Genomic DNA, 20,796 nt, shown 5'->3' on the forward strand with positions numbered 1-20,796 from the left:
TCAGAAATCCTCCTTGGAAATGTTAAGATAAATGAATATGAAGCTGTTCCGATAAAAAGATCAGTAAGGGAAGAAGAGTTACCCATATCATTTTCCGCTAAGGTAAAATGAAAAGGTATGAGTCCAGTACAATTTTGGACTCATACCCAACTAACAGCCTGATAAAATAACCGTGTCTACCCTTCTCAGCGGATTTCGAGGAGCCACCACCAGTCATTATCGTCACGACCACCGAAGCCGGTTACCTCTTGTTGGCCTGCAGTCCATTTGTCATGGCTGTGCTCGAGGTGGGAGTGGAGGGCATGGTTCGTATTCTGGTGGACAAGGCGGACTCGCCGCTGCGCTGACCACAGGCCGCCACCTACGAACTCGACCCGCCAGTTATCGTTGTTGTCTCCCTGGCCATCAGAGCCAAAGCAGGTAACCTCCTGCTGACCAGTGACAGGGGAAGGGTGTCCCGAGTGGCTGTGCAGGTTGCGTTTTGTGAGCACGTGCTCGAGCCGGATCACATCGCCATGCTTGACTACTTCATTGATCTTATAGTTTGCATCCGTACCATCTGGCCCCTTGATTCTCCAAAGGTCATTGTCATCGGCCCCTCTGAAGCAAGTTATCTGCTGTTGACCTGAGCTGCCTCCATGGCCATAGTTAAGTGCATGCGAATGAAGAGTCAGGCCTGTCATGAGATGACTTACCTTAATGGTCTGACCGTATCGAACCACAGTATTGGCTGCCGGTGGATTGGTCGTGAATACAGGCGGATTCTTCTGGGTGTAGTCGACAACGAAAAAGCCTCTCCATGGGTCAGTATTCGTGGCGTCAAAGTGTTGGTTACCTGGTTCAGAGGATAAAACGACTTCTCTTCCTACCGTGTTGTTATCGTACACGAATACTTTCATAATGTTAGCCTTCGAATGCCACTCATATCCATAGGCTAGAACTTGGTGATTCTCTGATCCGATCTGCCCAAGGTTGGTTGCATCTATCATACCGAGGACAACAGGTTTACCGGAGTCGATGCGCGACCGAAGCTTTGGAAATTCCTCCTCCTTTGTCCAGCGACTGACTCCCTTTCCTCCAAAAACGGTAGAATGATCTGATGCGACCGTCCAATTAATATACTTTATGGAGGAAGGTACAAGGAAGCTGTCCATAAGTCGACTGTATAGATAATCCGCAAGCCAGTGACCATCCGGCGGAACCTCCCCGTTGAACAGGCTCCCGGTGTATTTTGGAACCGGAATACCCTTGAGAAAGTAGTCGAGAGCGGCAAAAGCCATTCCTCCGCACCGTCCCTGGGTTTTCACTTGTCCATATCCCGGGATGTTAGCTATATTATTGACGAATTTGTTTCTAAACAAAAATCCATGCACTGCTGGATCGAAACCAAGCTTTCGACTATGGCGCCATGTTCCTGTGTCCCAGAGTGCATTTCCTTGGTTACTATAGATTACCGCGTTCCCATCGTCCTGAAGGGATAGGTATGCTCCGCTGTTCCCATCTGTGCCAGAGGCCCAGACCGCCTGGCCATTAGGCTTGTAGACGACAAGATTGCCATCACCCTGCATGACTGCTTTCACGGCACCACTACCATTGGTGTTAGACGCCCAAACAGGGATATTTTTGCCCTTATGTACTTCGTAGAGAACAAAATTTCCATCTTCCTGCATAATTAAGAATGCTCGCCCATTGTTTGCAGTGAGCTGTTGGTTTGCCAGAAGTTGCTGCCCTGGCTGAAGTTGGTTAGCCATCTTTTAATCACTCCATTCTCAATATCGAACAATACTTAAAATGGATATGTGCATATTTTTCGTTTTATGTTAATGCGGACAGTCATTGGATGAAAAAAAATATGACAATACATCAAACAGGAATTAGATGAACGAAGCGATTTAACCGAAACATTCGAAGTTAGTCATGTTGATGATGAGTATAATAAGGTTTTAAATAATGCTGATAAACTTATAATCTTCGAATAATTGTTAACTAACTTTATACAGGATTTTTATAAAGGGTTGATATAAAAGAGTATATTGAGGATTTTTAAGTTTACATAATGAGACGTTATAAAAAAGCCTGTTCAGAAATCCGATATATTAGGGTTTCTGAACAGGCTTTATGCCTTCTGAATGGCTGCAGTTGCCAATGCCTTTTTGTCTCTTTGGTCACTTTTCATATTTTTCTAGTCAACTAATACTAAATGAAACACATCAGCAATGATGAATCAATCTTATCTACTGCACAATCATTTACGGTTAAAACAATTCTATTAAACTAAATTACTTGTCTATACGTAAATATACTCACATTCATATAATAGAGGACATCATTAGAAAAGAGGTGAAAAATATAGGTCAATTTCTAGACGCACAAGTTTTACAAAATATTAGTTATAGTGGAGGAATTGCTGCTCCAGTTACCTCTACACATATTTCAGGTTGTTTTTAATATAAAGCTCTGTTAAAGCTCACTGTTGATTTTGGCACCTTGTTGATTGGAGCGGAAAGCGAACGCCTGCAGCGGAAATCAACAACCAAGTTTAACAGAGCCAATTTATAAAAAAAGAAAGAGGTAAGAGAATGTGTAAATGTAGTAATTGTAATAAAGAGGTACAGTTAAATAAATTAATTAAACAGGTGAAAGAACAAGAATCAATGTTAAGACAGTTATACCAGCAAATGGAACAGCAGCAAAAACTAGTGAATGATGTGTTATTGGAAACTAGAAAAGGTCTACAACCACCTCCATCTTTTAGTAAATTGGAAAAACTAGATACGGAGAAACTTGTACAGATTGCTGCGTTTATAGGAAGTTTATATAGCAATAATAGTAATGAAGATCAAGATCAAGATCAAGATCAAGAACAAGAATCAACATTGAAACAGTTATACAGTCAAATGGAACAGCAACAAGAACTATTAAACAGGGTTTTACGTGGAACTGGTCTACTACCACCTCAACCATCTTTTAGTATATTGGAAAAACTAGATATAGAGAAACTTGCACAGATTGCTGCATTTATCGGAAGTTTATTTACCAATGATAGTGAAGAAGCTGAAGATCAATAAAAAGAAGCTGGGACATAACTAAATTGACCATTCTTAAAGCCGAATAATTTCTAATCTTCGTTCAACTTATTCAAACAAATAAAGTTATTGTACAGAAAAAGCCTAATATTAGGGGTTTTCCAGTCTTAACGTTCGTATTCCACGTTTTTCTGGCAAGACCCCAAATTCAGCAATATAAGGTGGTAATATCAGCGAAGTTGTCACCAGGGATAAGGAAAATTCTATTTTATGTAAATAAAAAGCCATCCCAATTTATAAAAGGAATGACTTAAAAAATTATTATACCTACCACACTAAACTTTTAATGATAATGGAATAGTAATAGAAGCCATGGTAGGAGGTACCCTACTTTTATTTAACAAACTACCATTTATCGTGATCGTCGTAGCATTTTTTCTTCTTACAGCAAAAATCTACGTGATCGTCGCAGCATTTTTTCTTCTTACAGCAAAAATCTACGTGATCGTCGCAGCATTTTTTCTTCTTACAGCAAAAATCTACGTGATCGTCGTAGCATTTTTCCTTCTTACAACAATAATCATCGTGATCATCGTAGCATTTTTCCTTCTTACAACAATAATCATCGTGATCGTCGTAAGATTTTTTCTTCTTATAACAACAATATTTATAACAGTAATATTTATAACTGTAATAAGCCATATGAATATCACTCCTTTCTATTAAATCTGCTATCAATATATGAAAAGCAAATAAAAAGGAAAGTATCTTTGTCTATATTGATAAAAAAAATCCTTATTTTTGTATGTATTCATTATTAATTTACATAAAGCTGCTTCTTTACAACAGGTAGCAGAGCAACAGTAGGAAAAACTATTAAAAGATTGCCTATATTTTTGCATGAAAAAGTGTGGTTTTATGCAAGTAGGATTTCCATCTAAGGTTTCGGAATAGGTGTCTTTGCTATTGCGTGGATATGGGATATGATTATTTGTTCCAACTATATATATATAAATCTCCCCACCTTTTGAAAATCTTCTGTATCACCTTCTTCTAGGTCATTCATTCTATTCAAACAGGATAAACGAAACGTTCGATTATGTAAGATAAGCTCTAAGGTTTCTAAATTTGTATAATGATATGGATACTCCACATTGCTTATTCCCCTTTCTATATTAGTTATATAGTAACCGAAATCAAAAGAGTCTACATTATATCTCGTTCCGTAGTCCTGTATCTTTCAAAAAAATCAAAAAAGGTAAGGATTATATACTCTTACCTTTGAAGGATGTAAAAAAAGTAAGATTTTGGTAAAGTTATATGAGTAATAATATTTTTCCAATCAAAACGGGAGAGGAGGAATGAGTATGAAAAAGTTTAAAATGAGTGCCGTGGCATTAGTAGCTGCGTTGTTGGTCCCTTCTTCTACATTTGCTAGTGGCTGGGATTACTTAGGAGAAGAAAGTCTTTATTCTAATGGTGCTGAAAGTCATGTGTATGCCTCTGGTGGCGGAGATTATAAGATTTGTAGGGATGCTTACGTGGGTCCAGCTGGTGAGGTAAAAGTTGAATTGTGGGAGTACGATCCTGAAAGTTATAATGATTATGTAGGAGCAAGATATATAGGACGAGGCAAATGTGGGTATTTTTATAATATTGGTGGCTTTGTTGATGGAGGAAGTCAAGCGGAATTTTTTGCAAAGTCAAGGACTAGTAGTACGATACATTTAAGCTTTTGGGATTAATTCGTAAAGGCTAAAATGAAGGTTGATTAAACTATATTTTAAAGCTAAAGAAGTTGAAAAATAATATTCAACTTCTTTTTTTTATTTTTGGAAATAACCAAAAAAAGAGTGAACCAAAGGCTCATTCAGCCACAATAGTAAAAAGGGGTTGTAACTTGAACGGGGAAGTTTCTACAATAAAGGCATTTTTAGTAACAAAGCAAATATATTCAACAATCAAATCCAACTAATTCTCAAGGAACCCAAATTCAAACAAGAAAAACACACTCAAAATATCCTCATATTTCGATCGTCCCCAGTATCATTCAAACGCACAATAAAGCCTTTGTACTAAGTACAAAGGCTTTAGAATTAATTTATTTTCAAATTACATATAATCGTAAACAGAATCTTCAAAATAGAGCCAGTGATAATATTCAATCTGTGAATCTGTCATTTGGGAAATTTCTTTTTGATTGAATTTTTGTTTATCTAATAAATTTTTCACTTTAGATTCTCTTGCTAATTGGCTCATAGGTAAGTCCTCCTTATGTATAAGAAGTAACGTTGAAGTTACAATCTTGAAAGCGTTTGCTTTGTTTTCTTGTTTTTATTATATATCTCAAATCGAGATGAAACAAATATCAATTTGAGATTACTTTTCAAAAATTAATATAGAAAAGTTATCTATTGCTTCTGGTTTTATTACATAGCTAAAAAAGTCAGAGATTTGTTAAAGGTATCTTTAAAAAATAGAAATATTTGAAAAAGGAGTAAGACCTCGTTAAAAAATAGCAAATAAATGCATCTTTAGTACAGAACATGAGTTCTATTTCTGTTATAATAGTTATGCAATAGTCAGGAAACTCAAGGGTGGTCATCGTTACCCCAGAAGGAAAGTGGGTGATGCATATGATGACAGTAGATCAGACGTTAATGCTTATGATAGCATTTGCAAGTTTGGTATTGTCCATCATATCTTTTAGAGACAAAAAATAACCCACCCTTGAGCGTTGGAGTGCAATAGGGTGAGTTTTTTACCTTAACACGCTGATCCCCTTTGAAGGGAACCTGCTATTGTATGACTGTTTGGTGTTCTAGCACCGAGCAGTCTTTTTTAGTTTATGTTTTTTCTACTATTAGTATAACCAAAGATTCAATGATTGAAAAGCAATGAAAAGAAAAGCAAAAAAAGTGCTCATGAAACTAAGTTATTTTTTAACCTTTATTAAATTGTATTTGAATAATAGCGTCATACCTAAGTTCATTAAAAAATGTACCACAAATGGCACTAAAATATTATTTGTTTCAAAATATATCCAACCAAAAGTCAAACTTGGAACAGTTATATTTATTAACATAATAGGCTTTTTGAAATATTGAGTATGAAAACCTAAGAACAATCAAGTAGTTGTTATATTTGCAATCCATTGGTTTTCTATAAATATGAAAAGCAAATTTTGAATAATTCCTCTAAACAAAAGTTCTTCAAATAACGCACCTAAAAACATAAAAGCAAAATTACTTAACAGTGAATAATTTTGATAACTATTGTTTGTTTCGTCTATGTATTTCGAGGGAATGTAAAGCGTTAAAATTACACCAAATAAAAGTAGACCAAGTATTTGTATACGATTTGAAGTATCCTCAAAGCAGTAAGGGTTAGTTTTGGTAAGACGATGGTGACTTTCGAAGGTTACGAAGAAGGAGTAGGAGTCGGGTAGCACCTTCACCTGTTACCACCCGAATGGCGGAATTAGTTTATTCCCTTGTTTCAAATGGCGGCTTTTTTATGACATCCGCATCACCAGTAACGCCGACGTGTACTGTTTCTTTTTTTAGCTTTTCCTTTATTTGTTTCATTTCTTCTATTTGACGTTTTGTAATCGATACTTCATTCACTTGCACAGGTTGTTTGTTTATTTCAACTTCTTCTACTTTCAGAGGTATTCTTAGTTCCTCCTCATCTCCTGCTTCTATTACCATTTCTTCACGCTTAATCGGAACCGTGAACGTTTTCAGTTCTTCGACGACTTCTTTATGAACCTTTACCTCACCCGTTTGTACTCGTTCTTTTTTTATGTCCAACTGTTCTTCTCGTAATTGAAGCGTTTGTTCTTTATTTTTATATGTTTTTTCAGAGAATTCGTCGATGTTTCTTCTCGCATTAATTGTATGACTAATGCCTCCAACGATTGCTCCTAAAACGAATCCTGTTACGACCGTAAAACCTGTTATCCAACCGATTATACTACCAATTATCGCCCCAATAATAATATATTTCCCCATAGGACCTCCTGAAGTTATTTTTTATGTAAGAGGGTGGAAAGAAACCTACTTAACTGGAAGATAAGTAGGTGGGAACAATTAGTCCTCTTTAATAATATCTGTATTACCATGTGATTCAACATCTGCAACTTCTTTACGAAGTACGTCGCGTACTTGTTCTGTTTCCTGAACCGAACGTTTATGAGCAGAGATTTCACCAGTGACGACCGTATGCTTTTCTACATCAATTTTTTCAGCAGTTACTGGAATGTGAACCGTTTCTTCTTCAGTGATTGGTTCATCTGTTGGTTCGTGATCAACGGCTCTTTGTTCAATGACAACTTGATCATGGGAAACAGGTACATTCACTGATTGTTCTTCCTCAACAATGTCCTTATGAATCGTCACATCACCCGTCTCGACCCGATGTTTATCGATGTCCAATTCTTCCTGGCGGAGATCAAGATGTGCATCTTCTGCTGCAAATTCTGTATCGGCAGTTTGAGCTACTTCACGTACCTCTTTTCGAGTTTCCTTTTTAGTTTTTTCTTCATTTAAAAAATCAAAAAAGCCCATGCTAAAAACCTCCTCAGGGATGTGTTTTGATCGTACAAATAGTAATGTTACCTGTGTGAGTGAAAATATGCGCTTGCATTTTTGGTGTCTGTTTCTAAAAAGGCTTTGCTAAGTCATTTGGTGTATTTTATAATCAATGTTTTATTGGAGATTTAGTTTAATCAAACTTTTTATAAAAGCCTATTATGAAAAAATAAGTATATAAAGTTAAGGCTAACTGTAAAACAATGAGTGAAGTTGTAGAAAAAGCAATTAACCCTTTAACCCATGCATTCCCAATTAGGGACTATCCGAACAAAATAAATAAGATTTAGACTAGCAAAAATAATTATAGCAAATTTGATTCATTTAATTTTTATAACAAATGTTTCAGAGAATATTAAGAATAGTATTTAATAAATAAGAAAAGATTATCCGTTAACTGTTATTTCACTTTCGCAAAAATTATGTAATAGCTTATTCTTAAAGAACTTTGAACCAAAATAAAAAGGTAATCGGTTGTTTATGTAGAAGGTGTTACTTGTTGTAGTGCACCTTGATTGTTCAACGGGCGCTAATGTAAAAAACAATTGTACGAGGGAAACTAAAAAATAACCCATTCTTGAGCATACCAGCGAGATAGCGTGAGTGAGTTATATACCAAAATCGCTGATCGCCCCTGAAGGGAACGTAGCTATTGTGTGACTGTTTGGTGTACTAGCACCGAACAGCCCTTTTACTTATATTTTTCTACTATTAGAATATTGGAATAATAATACCATTATTAATGTAAATCCTTTGTAGAAAATCATAATTTAAGACAAATACTAACCTATTACTTAATTAAAGGCTTTAAATGTAAGTACTCCAGAGCTTGATTAACTTCATCTAGGTCATATATTCTCTTTTCTAAACAAAATAGAATAACTAAATCAAACGTATCACTATTTGATAAGGAGAAACCGGCAGAACCTAATAGTTGATCGGTTTCTTCTTCGTTAAGTTCAAGTGCAAGGGCCAACGCAATCACTGTAGGTTTACCTGGACGATAATCGGATTTAGAGCGGATTTTCGAAAAATGCCTGCGGTCAATACCGGCCTTTTTGTAAATGTCGGAGTCACTGCAGCCTTTTTTATCAACGAAACTAAACAAAACTTGAGCAAATGATGGTTCACGATGAATAGTAATAAATTCTTCTAATGCGTTTTGTTTTACATCCTCAATAATAATTGGTTTAGAACTAAGAAAAGCCAATACCACTGTATTTAGCTCAATATATTCCTGTAATTCACTTAAAATCTTTTTCTCAAACATAAAATAGCCCCTCCAAAAATGTCGCTTAACAAGCGACCAAAACAAGTTTGAACTCCACTAAACTTATAGCATAAACACAATTGAAAGGATGTTGATCTATATAAATACGAATATGACAGAAATTATTTTTCTTCTTGACCGCAGCGGTTCAATGGCAGGTTTAGAGAGTGATACAATTGGCGGATTTAATGCTTTTATTAAGAAACAAAGTCAAATAAACGCTGAAACAAATGTTACGGCTGTTCTTTTTGACGATACCTATGAAATACTATGGAATGGTATTGACGTACAGCATGCTGTTCTAACGGATAAGGATTATTTTGTAAGTGGAACTACCGCCTTACTGGATGCAGTAGGGAAGACGATCGTTGATGTAGGGAATAGGCTTTATCATATAAGCGAAGAGGAAAGACCGAGCAAGGTGATCTTCGTTATTACAACAGACGGTCTAGAAAATGCCAGCCGTGAATTTACTTATGAAAAATTGAAACAACTGATCGCACAACAGAAGGAAAAATACAACTGGGAGTTTATCTTTTTAGGTGCAAATATGGATGCAGCAGCAGAGGCTGGTAATATTGGAATTGAGGATGAGAATGCATATAACTTTGATGCTTCAAATAAAGGAGTTAAAAAAATGTATAACATGGTATTTGAGGCAGTGTCTGAAATACAAGGGAGGAGAATATAAACAGAAATATCTTGCTTTACATCTATCAATTAAATAATGATCCAAAAATTCCATCTATAATATATGAGTAACCTTTGCTTATTTTAATACGTCTTTAAACATAAAGGGGGAAGTTTATGAATAAATGTCTTTATGTATTATTAGTTCTTTTTGGCTTTATCATTATTGGTTGTTCAAAAGAAGAAATGTCAGGAGAAAAACCTCCAGAAGTCTATATACAAATTGGTAATGAAAAGTATGAAACAAAGCTTGGCACTTATTGTTGGAAAGGTACATGTGTTGATATGGCTGGACCTGTTGAACTTTTAGAGGGAAAAGAACCTATAAAAGTAAATCCTGGTGAGAAAATATCTTTTATAATGGACTATGAACCAAAACCTAACGAATTCCATCTTACACAAATTAGTGAAAATAATGAAAATGAAGTCTTGGTTAAAGAAAATAGTTTTTTAGCACCTACACAAAAAGGTGTTTACTACTATTCTTATGGTGGATGGTGGATGGATGAAAAGGAAGCGAACCTATCTCATGGAGATGCTTTTTATGCATTTGTTTTAGAAGTTATGTAGTTTTATTTAAACTATCGATTTATCACTTCAACTTCAGAAACAATCGTTGCAGCGATTTTCTCTCTGATTCCAGGGGATAGATTGAAGTTGCTTATATACTTCAATCTCACTAGCGAGGGCATCTATTTCAACCGAAATATTTGATAGGTGCTCTTGGTATTGAAGAACGATGTTAAAATCAATTTCAAGATTAAAGATATGACTTTGCAAATGCTCCATTTCTATAGGAGTAGTAAGTATATAGTCGTTTTACACATCATCTATTTTTTTTCTTTTTTATTTCCTTCTTAATAGCCGGTATTACTTTTTCAGTTACTGCTTCTTTTACTTTAGGATTTTCTAAAATTTTTTTAATTTTTTTCACAACCATAGTAGAACCTCCATTTATATTATGATTTAACAAACTTTTACCCTCTAATAAACATTCTAAACCTTCTTATTTTTACTATTATTTAATTCTACTCAAAGAAAAAACTGAATTAAACCCGCTTTAGTTAGAAGGACGAATTAACAAATAAGAGGAAAATTACTCTAATTAGTATTATTTGCTTCAATCTGTTATAATAAAGTGTTTTTACAATATTAAGGGGGAACATTATATTTATGTCAATTGAAGTAGGAAGCAAGGTACAAGGTAAAGTAACAGGCATCACTAATTTTGGAGCATTCGTAGAATTACCAGGAGGTTCGACAGGTCTTGTGCATATCAGTGAAGTAGCAGATAGCTATGTAAAAGATGTAAATGACCATCTAAAAGTAGGCGACCAAGTTGAAGTAAAAATAATTAGTGAGAAAGACGGAAAAACGGCCTTGTCCATCAAAAAAGCTATAGATAAACCAGAAGGACAAACCTCTTCTTATTCCCAACGCCCAGCACGCCAGGGAAGAACTGACAGCAGATCAAAAGACTTCCGTTCAAAAAGCAATTTCAAACCAAAGGAAAATTTTGAAGATAAAATGTCTCGTTTTTTAAAGAGTAGTGAAGAGAATTTATCCACTCTTAAACGTAGTACAGAATCAAAACGGGGCGGTAGAGGCGGAAGACGCGGATAACTGTTGCTTTTTTGATATTTCATTTTATAGATAAATGAACTTTTCTTTTAAAAAAGCAGGGTTAGCCATGCATTGAACTTTATCCCGAATAATGGACACTTATAAAAAAGTCCATTATTCGGGATTTTTTTATGTTTTATCATACAAACTCCATTATAATCAAATTAAATCGTATCTATAGCATTAGCAGAAAGGAATTTCTAAACATTTTGAAAATAATTAACAACTATTGTAAATTTGTATAATAATGCACCAAAGGCGTTGATTTGATCATTGTAATCATCTAGCTTCCGTTTATAATTATAGGCAACCAACAATAAACTTGATTTTAGGATTGTTACTGGTATACAGGCAAAACCAAATCATTAATGTTGGTCATAAGGTAAAGAACCTAAATCGCTAAATTGGTGGAGTTTTTCCGTATCCATTATGTGGTTTAGGTTTTTTATTTTAAAGAGAGCAGCAGGTGCATTGAATTATAAAATTTGAGTGAAAATGGCATACGTTTTAGAAAGAATTGGGTTAAAATGTTTCTCAGACTTTACAAGGAATGAACAATTTCTATAAATTTGTGTATTAATTCACAAATCAAGATGATTTGACAATTGAGGATGGATATTTTTTATTTTATATTGTTCACAGATGTGAATTAATACAACAATTTAACACAACGCAGGAATTTAACCTGGAATGGAAGTTCGAGGGATCTTAGGTATGAACAAACCTGAATAAGGATGGGTGAGTATTTATCTTTGAATCAGATAATGAAAGATTGGTGTGAAAGGTATACTCAAACCGAAGTTACTGCAAAGGCCTCGTTCAATACAATGCTGAACGGGGCTTTTAATATTTGTATTTTATCAATCATTATATATTTCTATCTAACAAAATCCCCACTTGTTTTGCCATTTCTTCTGCTGGGTAAGGCATTTCATTTGTAAGCCACCATTCTACTAAACCGACGTATGAAGTAACAATAAATTGTAGAATAATATCCTCTTGTAATTCATAATTCTTTCCACCAGAACTAGTTACATCTACTTCATCCTTGAACTCTTCAATTAAAAACTCATGGAACTTATTCCGAAAATAAGGTGCTCCTTTTTTACTAGCTAACATTGTTGAAAAAAATAAGTAATTTTGTTCGAGGTATTCGAACCAAGGCAGGTTGGCATCTATAAATTCTAGGGCAGATGTCGATTCACAGATTTCCTCCATTTTATGAATATGTTCTTCAATTAATTTTTCTAGTAAATCGTACTTATCTAAATAATGAAGATAAATAGTTCCGCGACTAACATTTGCTCGATCTGAAATATTTTGTATGGTAATGTCATCATACTTTTTTTCAGACATAAGTTCGATCACAGCATTTTTTATTGCTTCTTGAGACTTAAGTATTCTTCTGTCTACTTTAGCCATTTGTATGGTCACCAAACTTTCTTAATATCGTTAACAACTAATATTGTCATGTTAAATAGTAAGTTTTTTGATAGGGTCTTATTCTGAATATAATTATAGGCGTATGTTCATTAATGTTTCAATGTTTGTTTCTAAGAGGTCTAGTTGCTACTCTAATTTTAGAAGTATAGCTGCTTTAATGAAAGTTACCTTAAAGCTGTTTTACTAGTTTATTAATAGTTAAGTATTTGGATTATACTGCAATACCTATATAGATAATGAACAATTATAATCATTTTGTTTACTATTGAACAAATCGTAGCCATTTAACAATTGAAAGTGCTTTCGATGTATTTATAATTGTAGATATTAGTTGGTTTTTATATGTATTTAAAAAGGGGGTTACATTAATGGAATATGTTAAACTTGGAAATACAGGTTTAGATGTCTCGCGTCTATGTCTTGGATGTATGAGCTTTGGTGTACCAGAGAGAGGAATTGCGCCTTGGTCACTTGGTGAGGAGCAAAGTCGCCCAATAATAAAGAAAGCACTTGAATTAGGCATTAACTTTTTTGATACAGCAAATATTTATTCTGATGGAACAAGTGAGCAAATTGTTGGACGGGCATTAAAGGAATATGCAAATCGGGATGAAGTTGTTATAGCGTCGAAAGTTTATTTCCGTATGCATGAAGGTGCAAATGGTGCTGGACTTTCTCGAAAGGCTATTATGAGTGAAATTGATAAAAGTCTAATGAGATTAGGAACAGACTACATAGATCTATATCAGATCCATCGCTGGGATTATCATACACCAATCGAAGAAACAATGGAAGCGCTTCACGATGTTGTAAAAGCAGGGAAAGCAAGGTACATAGGTGCTTCTTCCATGTATGCATGGCAGTTACTGAAGGCAAACCATATTGCTGAGAAAAATGGATGGACTAAGTTTGTATCGATGCAGAATCTTGTAAATCTCCTATACCGTGAGGAGGAGAGAGAGATGCTGCCGCTTTGCAAGGAAGAAAAAATCGGTGTCATTCCTTGGAGTCCCCTTGCAAAAGGAAGATTAGCACGTAATTGGGATGAATCAACTGCTCGTTCGGAAATAGATGAAACCGGTAAAAGTTTTTTTCCTTCTACTTCCGAGTCTGATCGCAAAGTGGCTGGACGAGTAGCAGAAATAGCCAAAGAACGAGGTGTTCCAATGGCTCAAATCGCGCTTGCTTGGGTGCTACAAAAGGAACCTGTTACTTCTCCTATCATTGGGGCTACGAAAATGACTCATCTCGAAGATGCGGTAGCTGCTCTTTCAATTACGTTAACTCCTGAAGAGGTTGCTTTGATGGAAGAACCGTATGTACCGCATCCAGTGGTTGGTTTTCAATAATTTCTGTACGACAATAGCATTATGATACCGATGTCGCCTAAAACTTCACCAGAGGAGGAATGAAAGTGGAACGTCTATGGACGAAGTCGTTTATTCTCATGACAGTAGGGATGTTTTTCCTATTTACAGGATTTTATATGCTACTCCCTACACTGCCACTGTTTATTAAACAGCTGGGTGGGAACGAAGCACAGGTTGGTCTAGCGGTAGGTATATTTATGCTGTCTGCAGTTATTTTTCGCCCGATCGTTGGTGTACTTCTGGACCGATTCGGTAGACGTCCGTTTGTCGTCTGGGGGCTGCTTCTCTTCACCTTGGTGATGTATATGTATGGTTGGGTCGGTGGGATCGTTGTTTTAATGGGGCTCAGAATATTGCATGGGATGAGCTGGGCTTTTTCTACAACAGCCATTTTCACGGCGATTACGGATATAATCCCATCCACTCGGCGCGGAGAAGGAATGGGGTGGTTTAGTACGGCCATGACCCTGGCTATGGCGATTGGCCCTATGTTCGGTATTTGGGTGATTGATGAGCTATCATACACTGCTCTGTTCCTTTTTGCTGTATGCCTTTCTGTTGTATCGCTGCTCTTGATGCTTGGAGCAAAAATGCCTTTTCAACCAAAATCAGGCACGAGGAAAATTGAACTTTTTGAAAAGTCAATTTTACCAGTTGCGGGATCTGTCTTTTTTGTAAATATTGCTTATGGTGGTATTACGGCTTTTGTCCCGCTATTCGCTAACTCGCTCATGGTCAATTCCGGTGTTTTTTTCCTGACCTATGCGGCAACTCTTGTCCTTAGCCGTCCAATTGCAGGAAAACTTTCGGACCGGTATGGCGAGAAATTTGTCATTATTCCTGCTCTTATGATTACAATTTCTGCATTAATTGTCTTAAGCTTCTCAACCGGATTGTTCGGCGTACTCGTTTCGGCTGTTCTGTACGGTATTGGTTTCGGTTCAGCACAACCGGCTCTTCAGGCAGCGACAATCCGTCTTGCCAACCCGGAACGAAAAGGGGTTGCCAATGCTTCTTTATTGACTGCTACTGACCTCGGAATCGGACTAGGTGCAATCATGTTAGGATGGGTTTCCCAGTATACGAGCTATCAGGTATTGTTTACGGTCAGCGCCGTATCGGTAACGTTTGCCTTGTTGCTGTTCACTTTCTATGAGAAACGCTTATTGAAAAAGAAACAAAAGCAAGTTGAAGTAGCTTAACCTAAGGTGTACTTAATTGCATTTCTTCTGTATCAATGTAGAAATTAAATCAGGTTGTAATTTTGATTTTCCTGTAGCGTTTTCTTAAAAGATCTTCCGTAATAATAGATGATAGCTTAATACACACTTTATTCTAAATAAAACCCGGATAAAGGACTTCTTTAAATATTGTTGTCTTATCCGGGTTTTTGTTCTTCATTTAATTAGTATGGTTATACACCTAGTAAATCGTTTTTCCCCTTAGTCATTCTCTTCTTCCTCTATAAATTGATGCTGTTTTTCATAAGGATAACAATAGAGTCTTCACCACAATATCCCCCAGGTACTGCTATGACAAATTGCCGTTAAATCATTCCATTCTAATAAAAAATTTCTATACGAAACTATTTGTGATTTCTTGAAAATATACAGGCGTAAAACTTAAAAATTTTATTGTGGTAGGATTAGGCAACATTTTGAGAGGAATAGGGTATCGGTCGTTTTTTTATTTGTTGCATAATAAAAAGGCATCTACTTCTTCAATAACTATAATTCTATTGAAAAATAATACCCAAGGTTCTAAACACGGTGCACTTGATGCATAGAAACATAAATTGCTAGTCCTAAAGTATCGTCATTACCTATGGTAAACAGCACCACATCCTTTAGAATCTTATACAAATTGGACTCTAAGAATCGATAAAAATACGTAAAATTGTAGGAGGAAAACAATATGAAAAAACTACTAATTCCGTCTCTTTCATTGGTGATGTCTCTACTTCTTACGGCATGCAACAACAATAATGATACAAATGGGGTTTCCCAACAGATGCCATCTGGAGACACTTCCCAACAGGAACAATCTAGTTATGACCGTGAACTTGTTGAATTTCCTGAGAACTACAATAAGGGTGTGAATTACACGACAGTCCATCGAGGAAATGTTAGAGAGGAACTCTATACGAGCCAAGAAGCAATTGAAGCAGTGCAGAACGGGCAACCATTTCCTGATGGCACCGTAATCACTCTCGAAATATATAGGGATGAAGAGCTTGATGAAATCTTCGTGATGGAAAAGCGCACTGGTTGGGGAGACCAAACACCAGAAGGGACACCACGTAACGGAGATTGGCAATACCAAGAATTCAATGCTGACAGGTCGCTGGATTATGAAGAAGATATCGGTCGCTGCTTTACCTGCCATGCGAATCAAGAACGGGATGAATATATTAACACGTTGGATGAAATGAAGAGTTATGATCTTGAAAATTTTACAGGATCAAAGGAAAGCAGTACAGAATCCCAAATCACACGTATCCCTACTGATCACTGGGTAGTAAAAGAGGACTCACAGGATAATTTGCTAAGGGATAGCTTAATAGAAAATGAAGAAAAGGCTGGGATCATCCAAAAGGTTCTTTTAATGATTCATTATAGTTAAGTGACATAGGATTGAGCATTTGATCGGAAATCGATTTAAAAAGTGCATCAAGGTAGAAAACTTACCCAAATGTAAATTAATTTAGAAAGAGGAGAACTTCTTGAAACGAAATATGTTAATTAGGCTGGTTATTGATCTTTCTATGACAGTTCTGATGTTAGTTGTAATGACTTACCAGATTACCGGAAATACAATTCATGAACTGGTAGGAGTAATATTGTTTTTGTTGTTTATTACTCATAATTTTTTAAATCGAAGATGGTATAAGACGATTTTTAAAGGCAAGCACAATGTACGACGCATTCTGAGCATTGCGGTCAATTTACTTTTTCTAGTATCTATGGCTGTTGTGATGCTAAGTTCAGTGCCAATTTCCCGTGACATATTTGCCTTTATTCCTATAAACAATGACATGACTCTATTACAAATACATGTCATGACTTCATATTGGGGATTTATCTTCATGGCTGTGCATATTGGGATGTCCTGGGGAACAATTATAAATTCAGTACGAAAGATGACAGGAATTACTAGCACCAACCGCATCCGCACAATTGTGCTTCGTGTCTTAGCGGTGTTGATTGTTGCTTATGGTGTACAGGCTTCTTTTGAGAGAGATATGTTTTACAAGTTAACGGTCTATAATCCATTTGGTTGGAACATTGATAAGTCCTCCATGGGTTTTTTAATTGATCATCTATCCATCATGGGAATATATATTAGTGGGACTCATTATGCTCTGAAATTTGTTCGGAAGAAGGAAAAAGCTATGGTGAATATAGAAAGGTAAATTGCAGAATGAAAAAGTGCATTAATCCGCAATTAATGCACTTTTTCATATTATTTAAAGTGTAGGTGCGACTATAATTGATACATAGAATGAACCCATGTGAAGGGGAATTAAGCTTTTACCTTTTGTTCATATTGCTCCCTCAGAAGCTTTATGTCTTCTTTTGGTGGTAAACCAAACTTGCGCGAATATTCACGGCTGAATTGTGATGGACTCTCATAGCCTACACGGAATGCTACATCTGCTGCATCCGATGACTCGGCTAGCAACAGGCTTCTAGCTTCTTGAAGTCTTAGTTGTTTTTGGAATTGGATTGGACTCATTGCAGTAACCTCTTTAAAGTGCCTATGAAGAGAAGAAACACTCATATTTGCTATTTCCGCAAGCTCCTCAATCTTAAAAGGCTTTTCATAGTTATTCATGATATGTTTAATCACGTCACTGATTTGATGGGTAGAACTTCCTTCTATTGCTATTTGTTTTAGCATACCACCATGTTCTCCTTGCAGAACCCTATAGATGATTTCTTTCATGATTAGAGGAGCAAGGACCTTGATGTCTTTCGGAGTATCTAGCAAACGAGCTAATCTTGTTACCGCGTCAAGTAAAGATTGATCAATTTTACTGACATACATTCCTCGTTTAGCATGCTCTTTTTTGTCAACTCCCATTTGGAATTCACGTAACACCTCCAATATTTCACTCGGTGTGAATTCAAGTTTGAGAGCAAGATAAGGAACTTCGAAAGAGGCTTCAGTGACTTGTCCGGTAATTGGCAGGTTAACGGATGCAACAAGGTAATCGGCTGGACCGTACCTAAAGCGTTCCTGAGAAAGCATTACCTCCTTCATCCCTTGAACGACAATACATAAGGAAGGCTTGTGAACTCCATAATTTGGTCCAGTTTCATTAGAATAACGGGAGAAAAATAAAGATGGTATGGAAGTCATTTGAGTTCCGTCCCTCCCTGTGTGACTCTCTATAATTTTTGAAAGCTCAACTCTTTGTCTATATAATTGTTCAAGCATAAAATCCTCCTTTGTATTCTTCATCCGCATTGGTCTCATTATAAAGCTAATTCACTTTCTGCGTAAATGGTTGTGAGAGGATTATGCAATCATTTGATACGATTGTGATACCAAGCGTGATTTCATTTGTTGCATAATAAGGTTACTGAGTTATTCATACAATTCCACCTGATGTTTATTGAATGTCTCTAAAGACTAAGAACAAAATTTAACAGTTTAATGGGACAAACATAAAAGGAAAGGAAGAAAAATTATGCAAAAACGTAAATTAGGAAAAAGTGACCTAGAAGTTTCTGCTATTGGACTTGGATGCATGGGTATGAGCCATGGTTATGGTCCTGCACCAGACAAAAAAGAGATGATTTCGCTTATCCATTCGGCGATTGACAGAGGTGTAACTTTCTTTGATACTGCTGAAGTATATGGTCCATATGTAAATGAAGAGTTGGTAGGCGAAGCACTTGCCCCATTCAAGGGAAAGGTCGTCATTGCTACTAAATTTGGTATCCAAATGGTAAATGGGAAGCAAATACTTGACAGTAACCCAGAACAGATTAGGAAATCAGTTGAAGGCTCACTCGAACGTCTTAAAGTTGATACTATTGACCTTTACTATCAGCATCGAGTTGATCCCAATGTGCCAATTGAGGAAGTAGCTGGAGTTGTACAAGACCTAATCAAGGAAGGGAAGGTCAAGCATTGGGGACTTTCCGAAGCCGGAGTGGAAACCATTCGCCGTGCACACGCAGTTCATCCGCTTACTGCTATTCAAAGTGAATACTCCATGATGTGGAGAAGTCCTGAAGAACAACTGCTTCCTACCCTTGAAGAACTTGGAATCGGCTTTGTTCCGTTCAGCCCGCTAGGCAAAGGCTTCCTTACCGGAAAAATTGATAAAGATGCAACATTCGCTAGCTCTGACTTTCGCAGCATTGTACCTCGCTTCAAATCGGAGAATATCGAAGCTAATCAGGTTTTGGTCGATTTGATAAAGACGATTGCTCTAGGAAAAGGCGCAAAACCAGCTCAAATCGCACTAGCGTGGGTACTTGCTCAGAAACCATGGATAGTTCCGATTCCCGGCACAAGGAAATTAGAGAGCTTAGAAGAAAATCTTGGTGCAGCGGAAGTGGAGCTAACTCCAATAGAACTAATTGATTTAAACGACGCACTTTCAAAGATTGAGATTTCAGGAGAGCGCTATCCGGCTGAATATGCAAATAGAGTGGGCAAATAACAGATATAAATGTTTATAAAACAGGAGGACTTAATATGCAAAAAGTTATGTTAAACAATGGTATTGAAATGCCCATACTAGGCTTTGGTGTATTTCAAATTCAAGATGAAAATGAATGTGAACAAGTGGTTTATGACGCTATTATGGCGGGCTATCGTCTGATCGATACTGCTGCCTCTTATTTAAATGAAGAAGCAGTCGGTAGAGCAATCAAGCGTAGTGGTGTACCAAGAGAGGAATTGTTTATTACCACAAAACTCTGGGTTCAGGATGCTGGATACGAGAGTACAAAGAAAGCATTCGAAAAATCACTGGAAAGACTGCAATTGGATTATCTGGATTTATATTTAATTCATCAACCATTCGGCGATGTATATGGTTCTTGGCGTGCAATGGAGGAATTGAACGCGCAAGGAAAAATCAGAGCAATTGGAGTTAGTAACTTCCAGAGTGATCGTCTAGTGGATTTGATCCTTCATAATGAAGTAGTTCCTGCCGTAAACCAAGTTGAAACACATCCTTTCTGCCAGCAAATAGAAAGTCATAAGTTTATGAAAGAGAACAATGTTCAAATAGAGTCTTGGGGACCATTTGCTGAAGGAAAAAATAACATGTTCCAGAACGAAAATTTAGTATCAATAGCCGAAAAGCATAATAAATCCGTTGCCCAGGTTATTTTACGATGGTTAACACAAAGAGGTGTCGTTGCGATTCCAAAGACTATTCGTAAGGAAAGAATCATTGAAAACTTCAATATCTTTGACTTTGAATTAAGCCAAGAAGATATGGAGAAAATTGCTTCATTAGACACGAAAGAAAGTCTGTTCTTTTCACATAGGGATCCTGAAATGGTGAAATGGATTGGTACTCGTAAACTTGATATTTAATGTTCCTTCTTATCAACACAATCAAAATGTTATTCTGGGGTGAGTCTTCCACCTAAAAACTGTTGTGTGCATATTAAGGTGATAAATCCATATAAAAGCGTGTGAATTTTATTGTGAATTCACACGCTTTTTCTATTAGAATGCAACATTCTTCTTAGTCCATTATTTTTAGTAAATACCGTGAGTGGACAAAAAATATTCATTTATTCCATCAATGA

The 20,796-nt window shown here is 36.3% G+C and carries 20 protein-coding genes and 1 pseudogene; 13 read left to right on the top strand and 8 right to left on the bottom strand.

Annotated features, from left to right (window positions below; genetic code table 11):
- Positions 1-185 precede the first annotated feature (185 nt).
- Positions 186-1,751, bottom strand: coding sequence for an MIR domain-containing protein (locus tag WCV66_RS16675; RefSeq protein ID WP_338786163.1), 1,566 nt, complete (start codon positions 1,749-1,751; stop codon positions 186-188).
- A gap of 828 nt (positions 1,752-2,579) precedes the next feature.
- Between WCV66_RS16675 and WCV66_RS16680 the strand changes: the two genes are divergently transcribed.
- The 3 genes from WCV66_RS16680 to WCV66_RS16690 all read left to right on the top strand — a co-directional run bounded on the left by WCV66_RS16680 (position 2,580) and on the right by WCV66_RS16690 (position 4,771).
- Entirely contained in the window at positions 2,580-3,068 is a 489-nt protein-coding gene (locus tag WCV66_RS16680; protein ID WP_338786164.1) for a hypothetical protein, read from the top strand.
- Positions 3,069-3,398: 330 nt separating this feature from the next.
- Positions 3,399-3,752: a hypothetical protein gene (locus WCV66_RS16685; protein ID WP_338786165.1), complete on the top strand. Its 354-nt coding sequence runs from the start codon at positions 3,399-3,401 to the stop codon at positions 3,750-3,752.
- A 641-nt stretch (positions 3,753-4,393) separates the two neighbouring features.
- The gene (locus WCV66_RS16690; RefSeq protein WP_338786166.1) at positions 4,394-4,771 is read left to right on the top strand and encodes a hypothetical protein; all 378 of its coding nucleotides are present in this window, start codon (positions 4,394-4,396) and stop codon (positions 4,769-4,771) included.
- A 367-nt stretch (positions 4,772-5,138) separates the two neighbouring features.
- Here WCV66_RS16690 and WCV66_RS16695 read toward each other — a convergent pair whose 3' ends face one another.
- The gene (locus WCV66_RS16695; RefSeq protein ID WP_338786167.1) at positions 5,139-5,285 is read right to left on the bottom strand and encodes a BH0509 family protein; all 147 of its coding nucleotides are present in this window, start codon (positions 5,283-5,285) and stop codon (positions 5,139-5,141) included.
- A 407-nt stretch (positions 5,286-5,692) separates the two neighbouring features.
- On the opposite strand from WCV66_RS16695, the gene WCV66_RS26855 reads away from it, so the two are divergent.
- Positions 5,693-5,749 (top strand): hypothetical protein, encoded by a 57-nt coding sequence (locus WCV66_RS26855; protein WP_227551731.1) that lies wholly within the window; start codon positions 5,693-5,695, stop codon positions 5,747-5,749.
- A gap of 212 nt (positions 5,750-5,961) precedes the next feature.
- Here WCV66_RS26855 and WCV66_RS16700 read toward each other — a convergent pair.
- From WCV66_RS16700 to WCV66_RS16715, 4 genes and pseudogenes are all read right to left on the bottom strand, one after another.
- A pseudogene (locus tag WCV66_RS16700) lies at positions 5,962-6,381 on the bottom strand (CPBP family intramembrane glutamic endopeptidase); the annotation flags it as partial.
- Positions 6,382-6,511: 130 nt separating this feature from the next.
- Positions 6,512-7,039, bottom strand: a complete 528-nt coding sequence (locus WCV66_RS16705; protein ID WP_338786168.1) for a YsnF/AvaK domain-containing protein — start codon at positions 7,037-7,039, stop codon at positions 6,512-6,514.
- 78 nt (positions 7,040-7,117) lie between these two features.
- Entirely contained in the window at positions 7,118-7,594 is a 477-nt protein-coding gene (locus WCV66_RS16710; protein ID WP_338786169.1) for a YsnF/AvaK domain-containing protein, read from the bottom strand.
- Between the two features lie 814 nt (positions 7,595-8,408).
- Entirely contained in the window at positions 8,409-8,888 is a 480-nt protein-coding gene (locus tag WCV66_RS16715; protein WP_338786170.1) for a hypothetical protein, read from the bottom strand.
- Between the two features lie 91 nt (positions 8,889-8,979).
- On the opposite strand from WCV66_RS16715, the gene WCV66_RS16720 reads away from it, so the two are divergent.
- The 3 genes from WCV66_RS16720 (at position 8,980) to WCV66_RS16735 (ending at position 11,201) form a co-directional block, all read left to right on the top strand.
- The gene (locus tag WCV66_RS16720) at positions 8,980-9,579 is read left to right on the top strand and encodes a vWA domain-containing protein (protein WP_338786171.1); all 600 of its coding nucleotides are present in this window, start codon (positions 8,980-8,982) and stop codon (positions 9,577-9,579) included.
- A 116-nt stretch (positions 9,580-9,695) separates the two neighbouring features.
- Positions 9,696-10,148, top strand: a complete 453-nt coding sequence (locus WCV66_RS16725) for a hypothetical protein (protein WP_338786172.1) — start codon at positions 9,696-9,698, stop codon at positions 10,146-10,148.
- Positions 10,149-10,751: 603 nt separating this feature from the next.
- Positions 10,752-11,201 carry a S1 domain-containing RNA-binding protein gene (locus WCV66_RS16735; RefSeq protein WP_338786173.1) on the top strand — a complete coding sequence of 150 codons (450 nt, stop codon included), beginning with the start codon at positions 10,752-10,754 and terminating at the stop codon, positions 11,199-11,201.
- 867 nt (positions 11,202-12,068) lie between these two features.
- Here WCV66_RS16735 and WCV66_RS16740 read toward each other — a convergent pair.
- Positions 12,069-12,623 carry a TetR/AcrR family transcriptional regulator gene (locus tag WCV66_RS16740; RefSeq protein ID WP_338786174.1) on the bottom strand — a complete coding sequence of 185 codons (555 nt, stop codon included), beginning with the start codon at positions 12,621-12,623 and terminating at the stop codon, positions 12,069-12,071.
- A 389-nt stretch (positions 12,624-13,012) separates the two neighbouring features.
- Between WCV66_RS16740 and WCV66_RS16745 the strand changes: the two genes are divergently transcribed.
- From WCV66_RS16745 to WCV66_RS16760, 4 genes are all read left to right on the top strand, one after another.
- Positions 13,013-13,993: an aldo/keto reductase gene (locus WCV66_RS16745; protein WP_338786175.1), complete on the top strand. Its 981-nt coding sequence runs from the start codon at positions 13,013-13,015 to the stop codon at positions 13,991-13,993.
- A 65-nt stretch (positions 13,994-14,058) separates the two neighbouring features.
- On the top strand, positions 14,059-15,216 hold the full coding sequence (locus WCV66_RS16750; RefSeq protein WP_338786176.1) for an MFS transporter: 1,158 nt from the start codon (positions 14,059-14,061) through the stop codon (positions 15,214-15,216).
- 712 nt (positions 15,217-15,928) lie between these two features.
- Positions 15,929-16,636: a cytochrome P460 family protein gene (locus WCV66_RS16755; RefSeq protein WP_338786177.1), complete on the top strand. Its 708-nt coding sequence runs from the start codon at positions 15,929-15,931 to the stop codon at positions 16,634-16,636.
- Positions 16,637-16,736: 100 nt separating this feature from the next.
- Positions 16,737-17,426: a DUF4405 domain-containing protein gene (locus WCV66_RS16760; protein WP_338786178.1), complete on the top strand. Its 690-nt coding sequence runs from the start codon at positions 16,737-16,739 to the stop codon at positions 17,424-17,426.
- A 110-nt stretch (positions 17,427-17,536) separates the two neighbouring features.
- On the opposite strand, the gene WCV66_RS16765 is transcribed toward WCV66_RS16760, so the two are convergent.
- A complete protein-coding gene (locus WCV66_RS16765) occupies positions 17,537-18,454 on the bottom strand; it encodes an AraC family transcriptional regulator (RefSeq protein WP_338786179.1) in 918 nt (305 codons plus the stop codon).
- Between the two features lie 253 nt (positions 18,455-18,707).
- On the opposite strand from WCV66_RS16765, the gene WCV66_RS16770 reads away from it, so the two are divergent.
- Complete coding sequence (locus WCV66_RS16770) at positions 18,708-19,691, top strand: aldo/keto reductase (protein WP_338786180.1); 984 nt, start codon at positions 18,708-18,710, stop codon at positions 19,689-19,691.
- A gap of 35 nt (positions 19,692-19,726) precedes the next feature.
- On the top strand, positions 19,727-20,578 hold the full coding sequence (locus WCV66_RS16775; RefSeq protein WP_338786181.1) for an aldo/keto reductase: 852 nt from the start codon (positions 19,727-19,729) through the stop codon (positions 20,576-20,578).
- Positions 20,579-20,796 lie beyond the last annotated feature (218 nt).

Origin of the sequence: Metabacillus rhizosphaerae (assembly GCF_037201795.1) — a bacterium.
GTDB lineage: Bacteria > Bacillota > Bacilli > Bacillales > Bacillaceae > Metabacillus > Metabacillus rhizosphaerae.

Bases quoted from the DNA above. Each gene is read 5' to 3' on its own strand.
- WCV66_RS16675 (WP_338786163.1), bottom strand. From the start codon at position 1,751: ATGGCTAACCAACTTCAGCCAGGGCAGCAACTTCTGGCAAACCAACAG.
- WCV66_RS16680 (WP_338786164.1), top strand. From the start codon at position 2,580: ATGTGTAAATGTAGTAATTGTAATAAAGAGGTACAGTTAAATAAATTA.
- WCV66_RS16685 (WP_338786165.1), top strand. From the start codon at position 3,399: ATGGTAGGAGGTACCCTACTTTTATTTAACAAACTACCATTTATCGTG.
- WCV66_RS16690 (WP_338786166.1), top strand. From the start codon at position 4,394: ATGAAAAAGTTTAAAATGAGTGCCGTGGCATTAGTAGCTGCGTTGTTG.
- WCV66_RS16695 (WP_338786167.1), bottom strand. From the start codon at position 5,285: ATGAGCCAATTAGCAAGAGAATCTAAAGTGAAAAATTTATTAGATAAA.
- WCV66_RS16705 (WP_338786168.1), bottom strand. From the start codon at position 7,039: ATGGGGAAATATATTATTATTGGGGCGATAATTGGTAGTATAATCGGT.
- WCV66_RS16710 (WP_338786169.1), bottom strand. From the start codon at position 7,594: ATGGGCTTTTTTGATTTTTTAAATGAAGAAAAAACTAAAAAGGAAACT.
- WCV66_RS16715 (WP_338786170.1), bottom strand. From the start codon at position 8,888: ATGTTTGAGAAAAAGATTTTAAGTGAATTACAGGAATATATTGAGCTA.
- WCV66_RS16725 (WP_338786172.1), top strand. From the start codon at position 9,696: ATGAATAAATGTCTTTATGTATTATTAGTTCTTTTTGGCTTTATCATT.
- WCV66_RS16735 (WP_338786173.1), top strand. From the start codon at position 10,752: ATGTCAATTGAAGTAGGAAGCAAGGTACAAGGTAAAGTAACAGGCATC.
- WCV66_RS16740 (WP_338786174.1), bottom strand. From the start codon at position 12,623: ATGGCTAAAGTAGACAGAAGAATACTTAAGTCTCAAGAAGCAATAAAA.
- WCV66_RS16745 (WP_338786175.1), top strand. From the start codon at position 13,013: ATGGAATATGTTAAACTTGGAAATACAGGTTTAGATGTCTCGCGTCTA.
- WCV66_RS16755 (WP_338786177.1), top strand. From the start codon at position 15,929: ATGAAAAAACTACTAATTCCGTCTCTTTCATTGGTGATGTCTCTACTT.
- WCV66_RS16765 (WP_338786179.1), bottom strand. From the start codon at position 18,454: ATGCTTGAACAATTATATAGACAAAGAGTTGAGCTTTCAAAAATTATA.
- WCV66_RS16770 (WP_338786180.1), top strand. From the start codon at position 18,708: ATGCAAAAACGTAAATTAGGAAAAAGTGACCTAGAAGTTTCTGCTATT.
- WCV66_RS16775 (WP_338786181.1), top strand. From the start codon at position 19,727: ATGCAAAAAGTTATGTTAAACAATGGTATTGAAATGCCCATACTAGGC.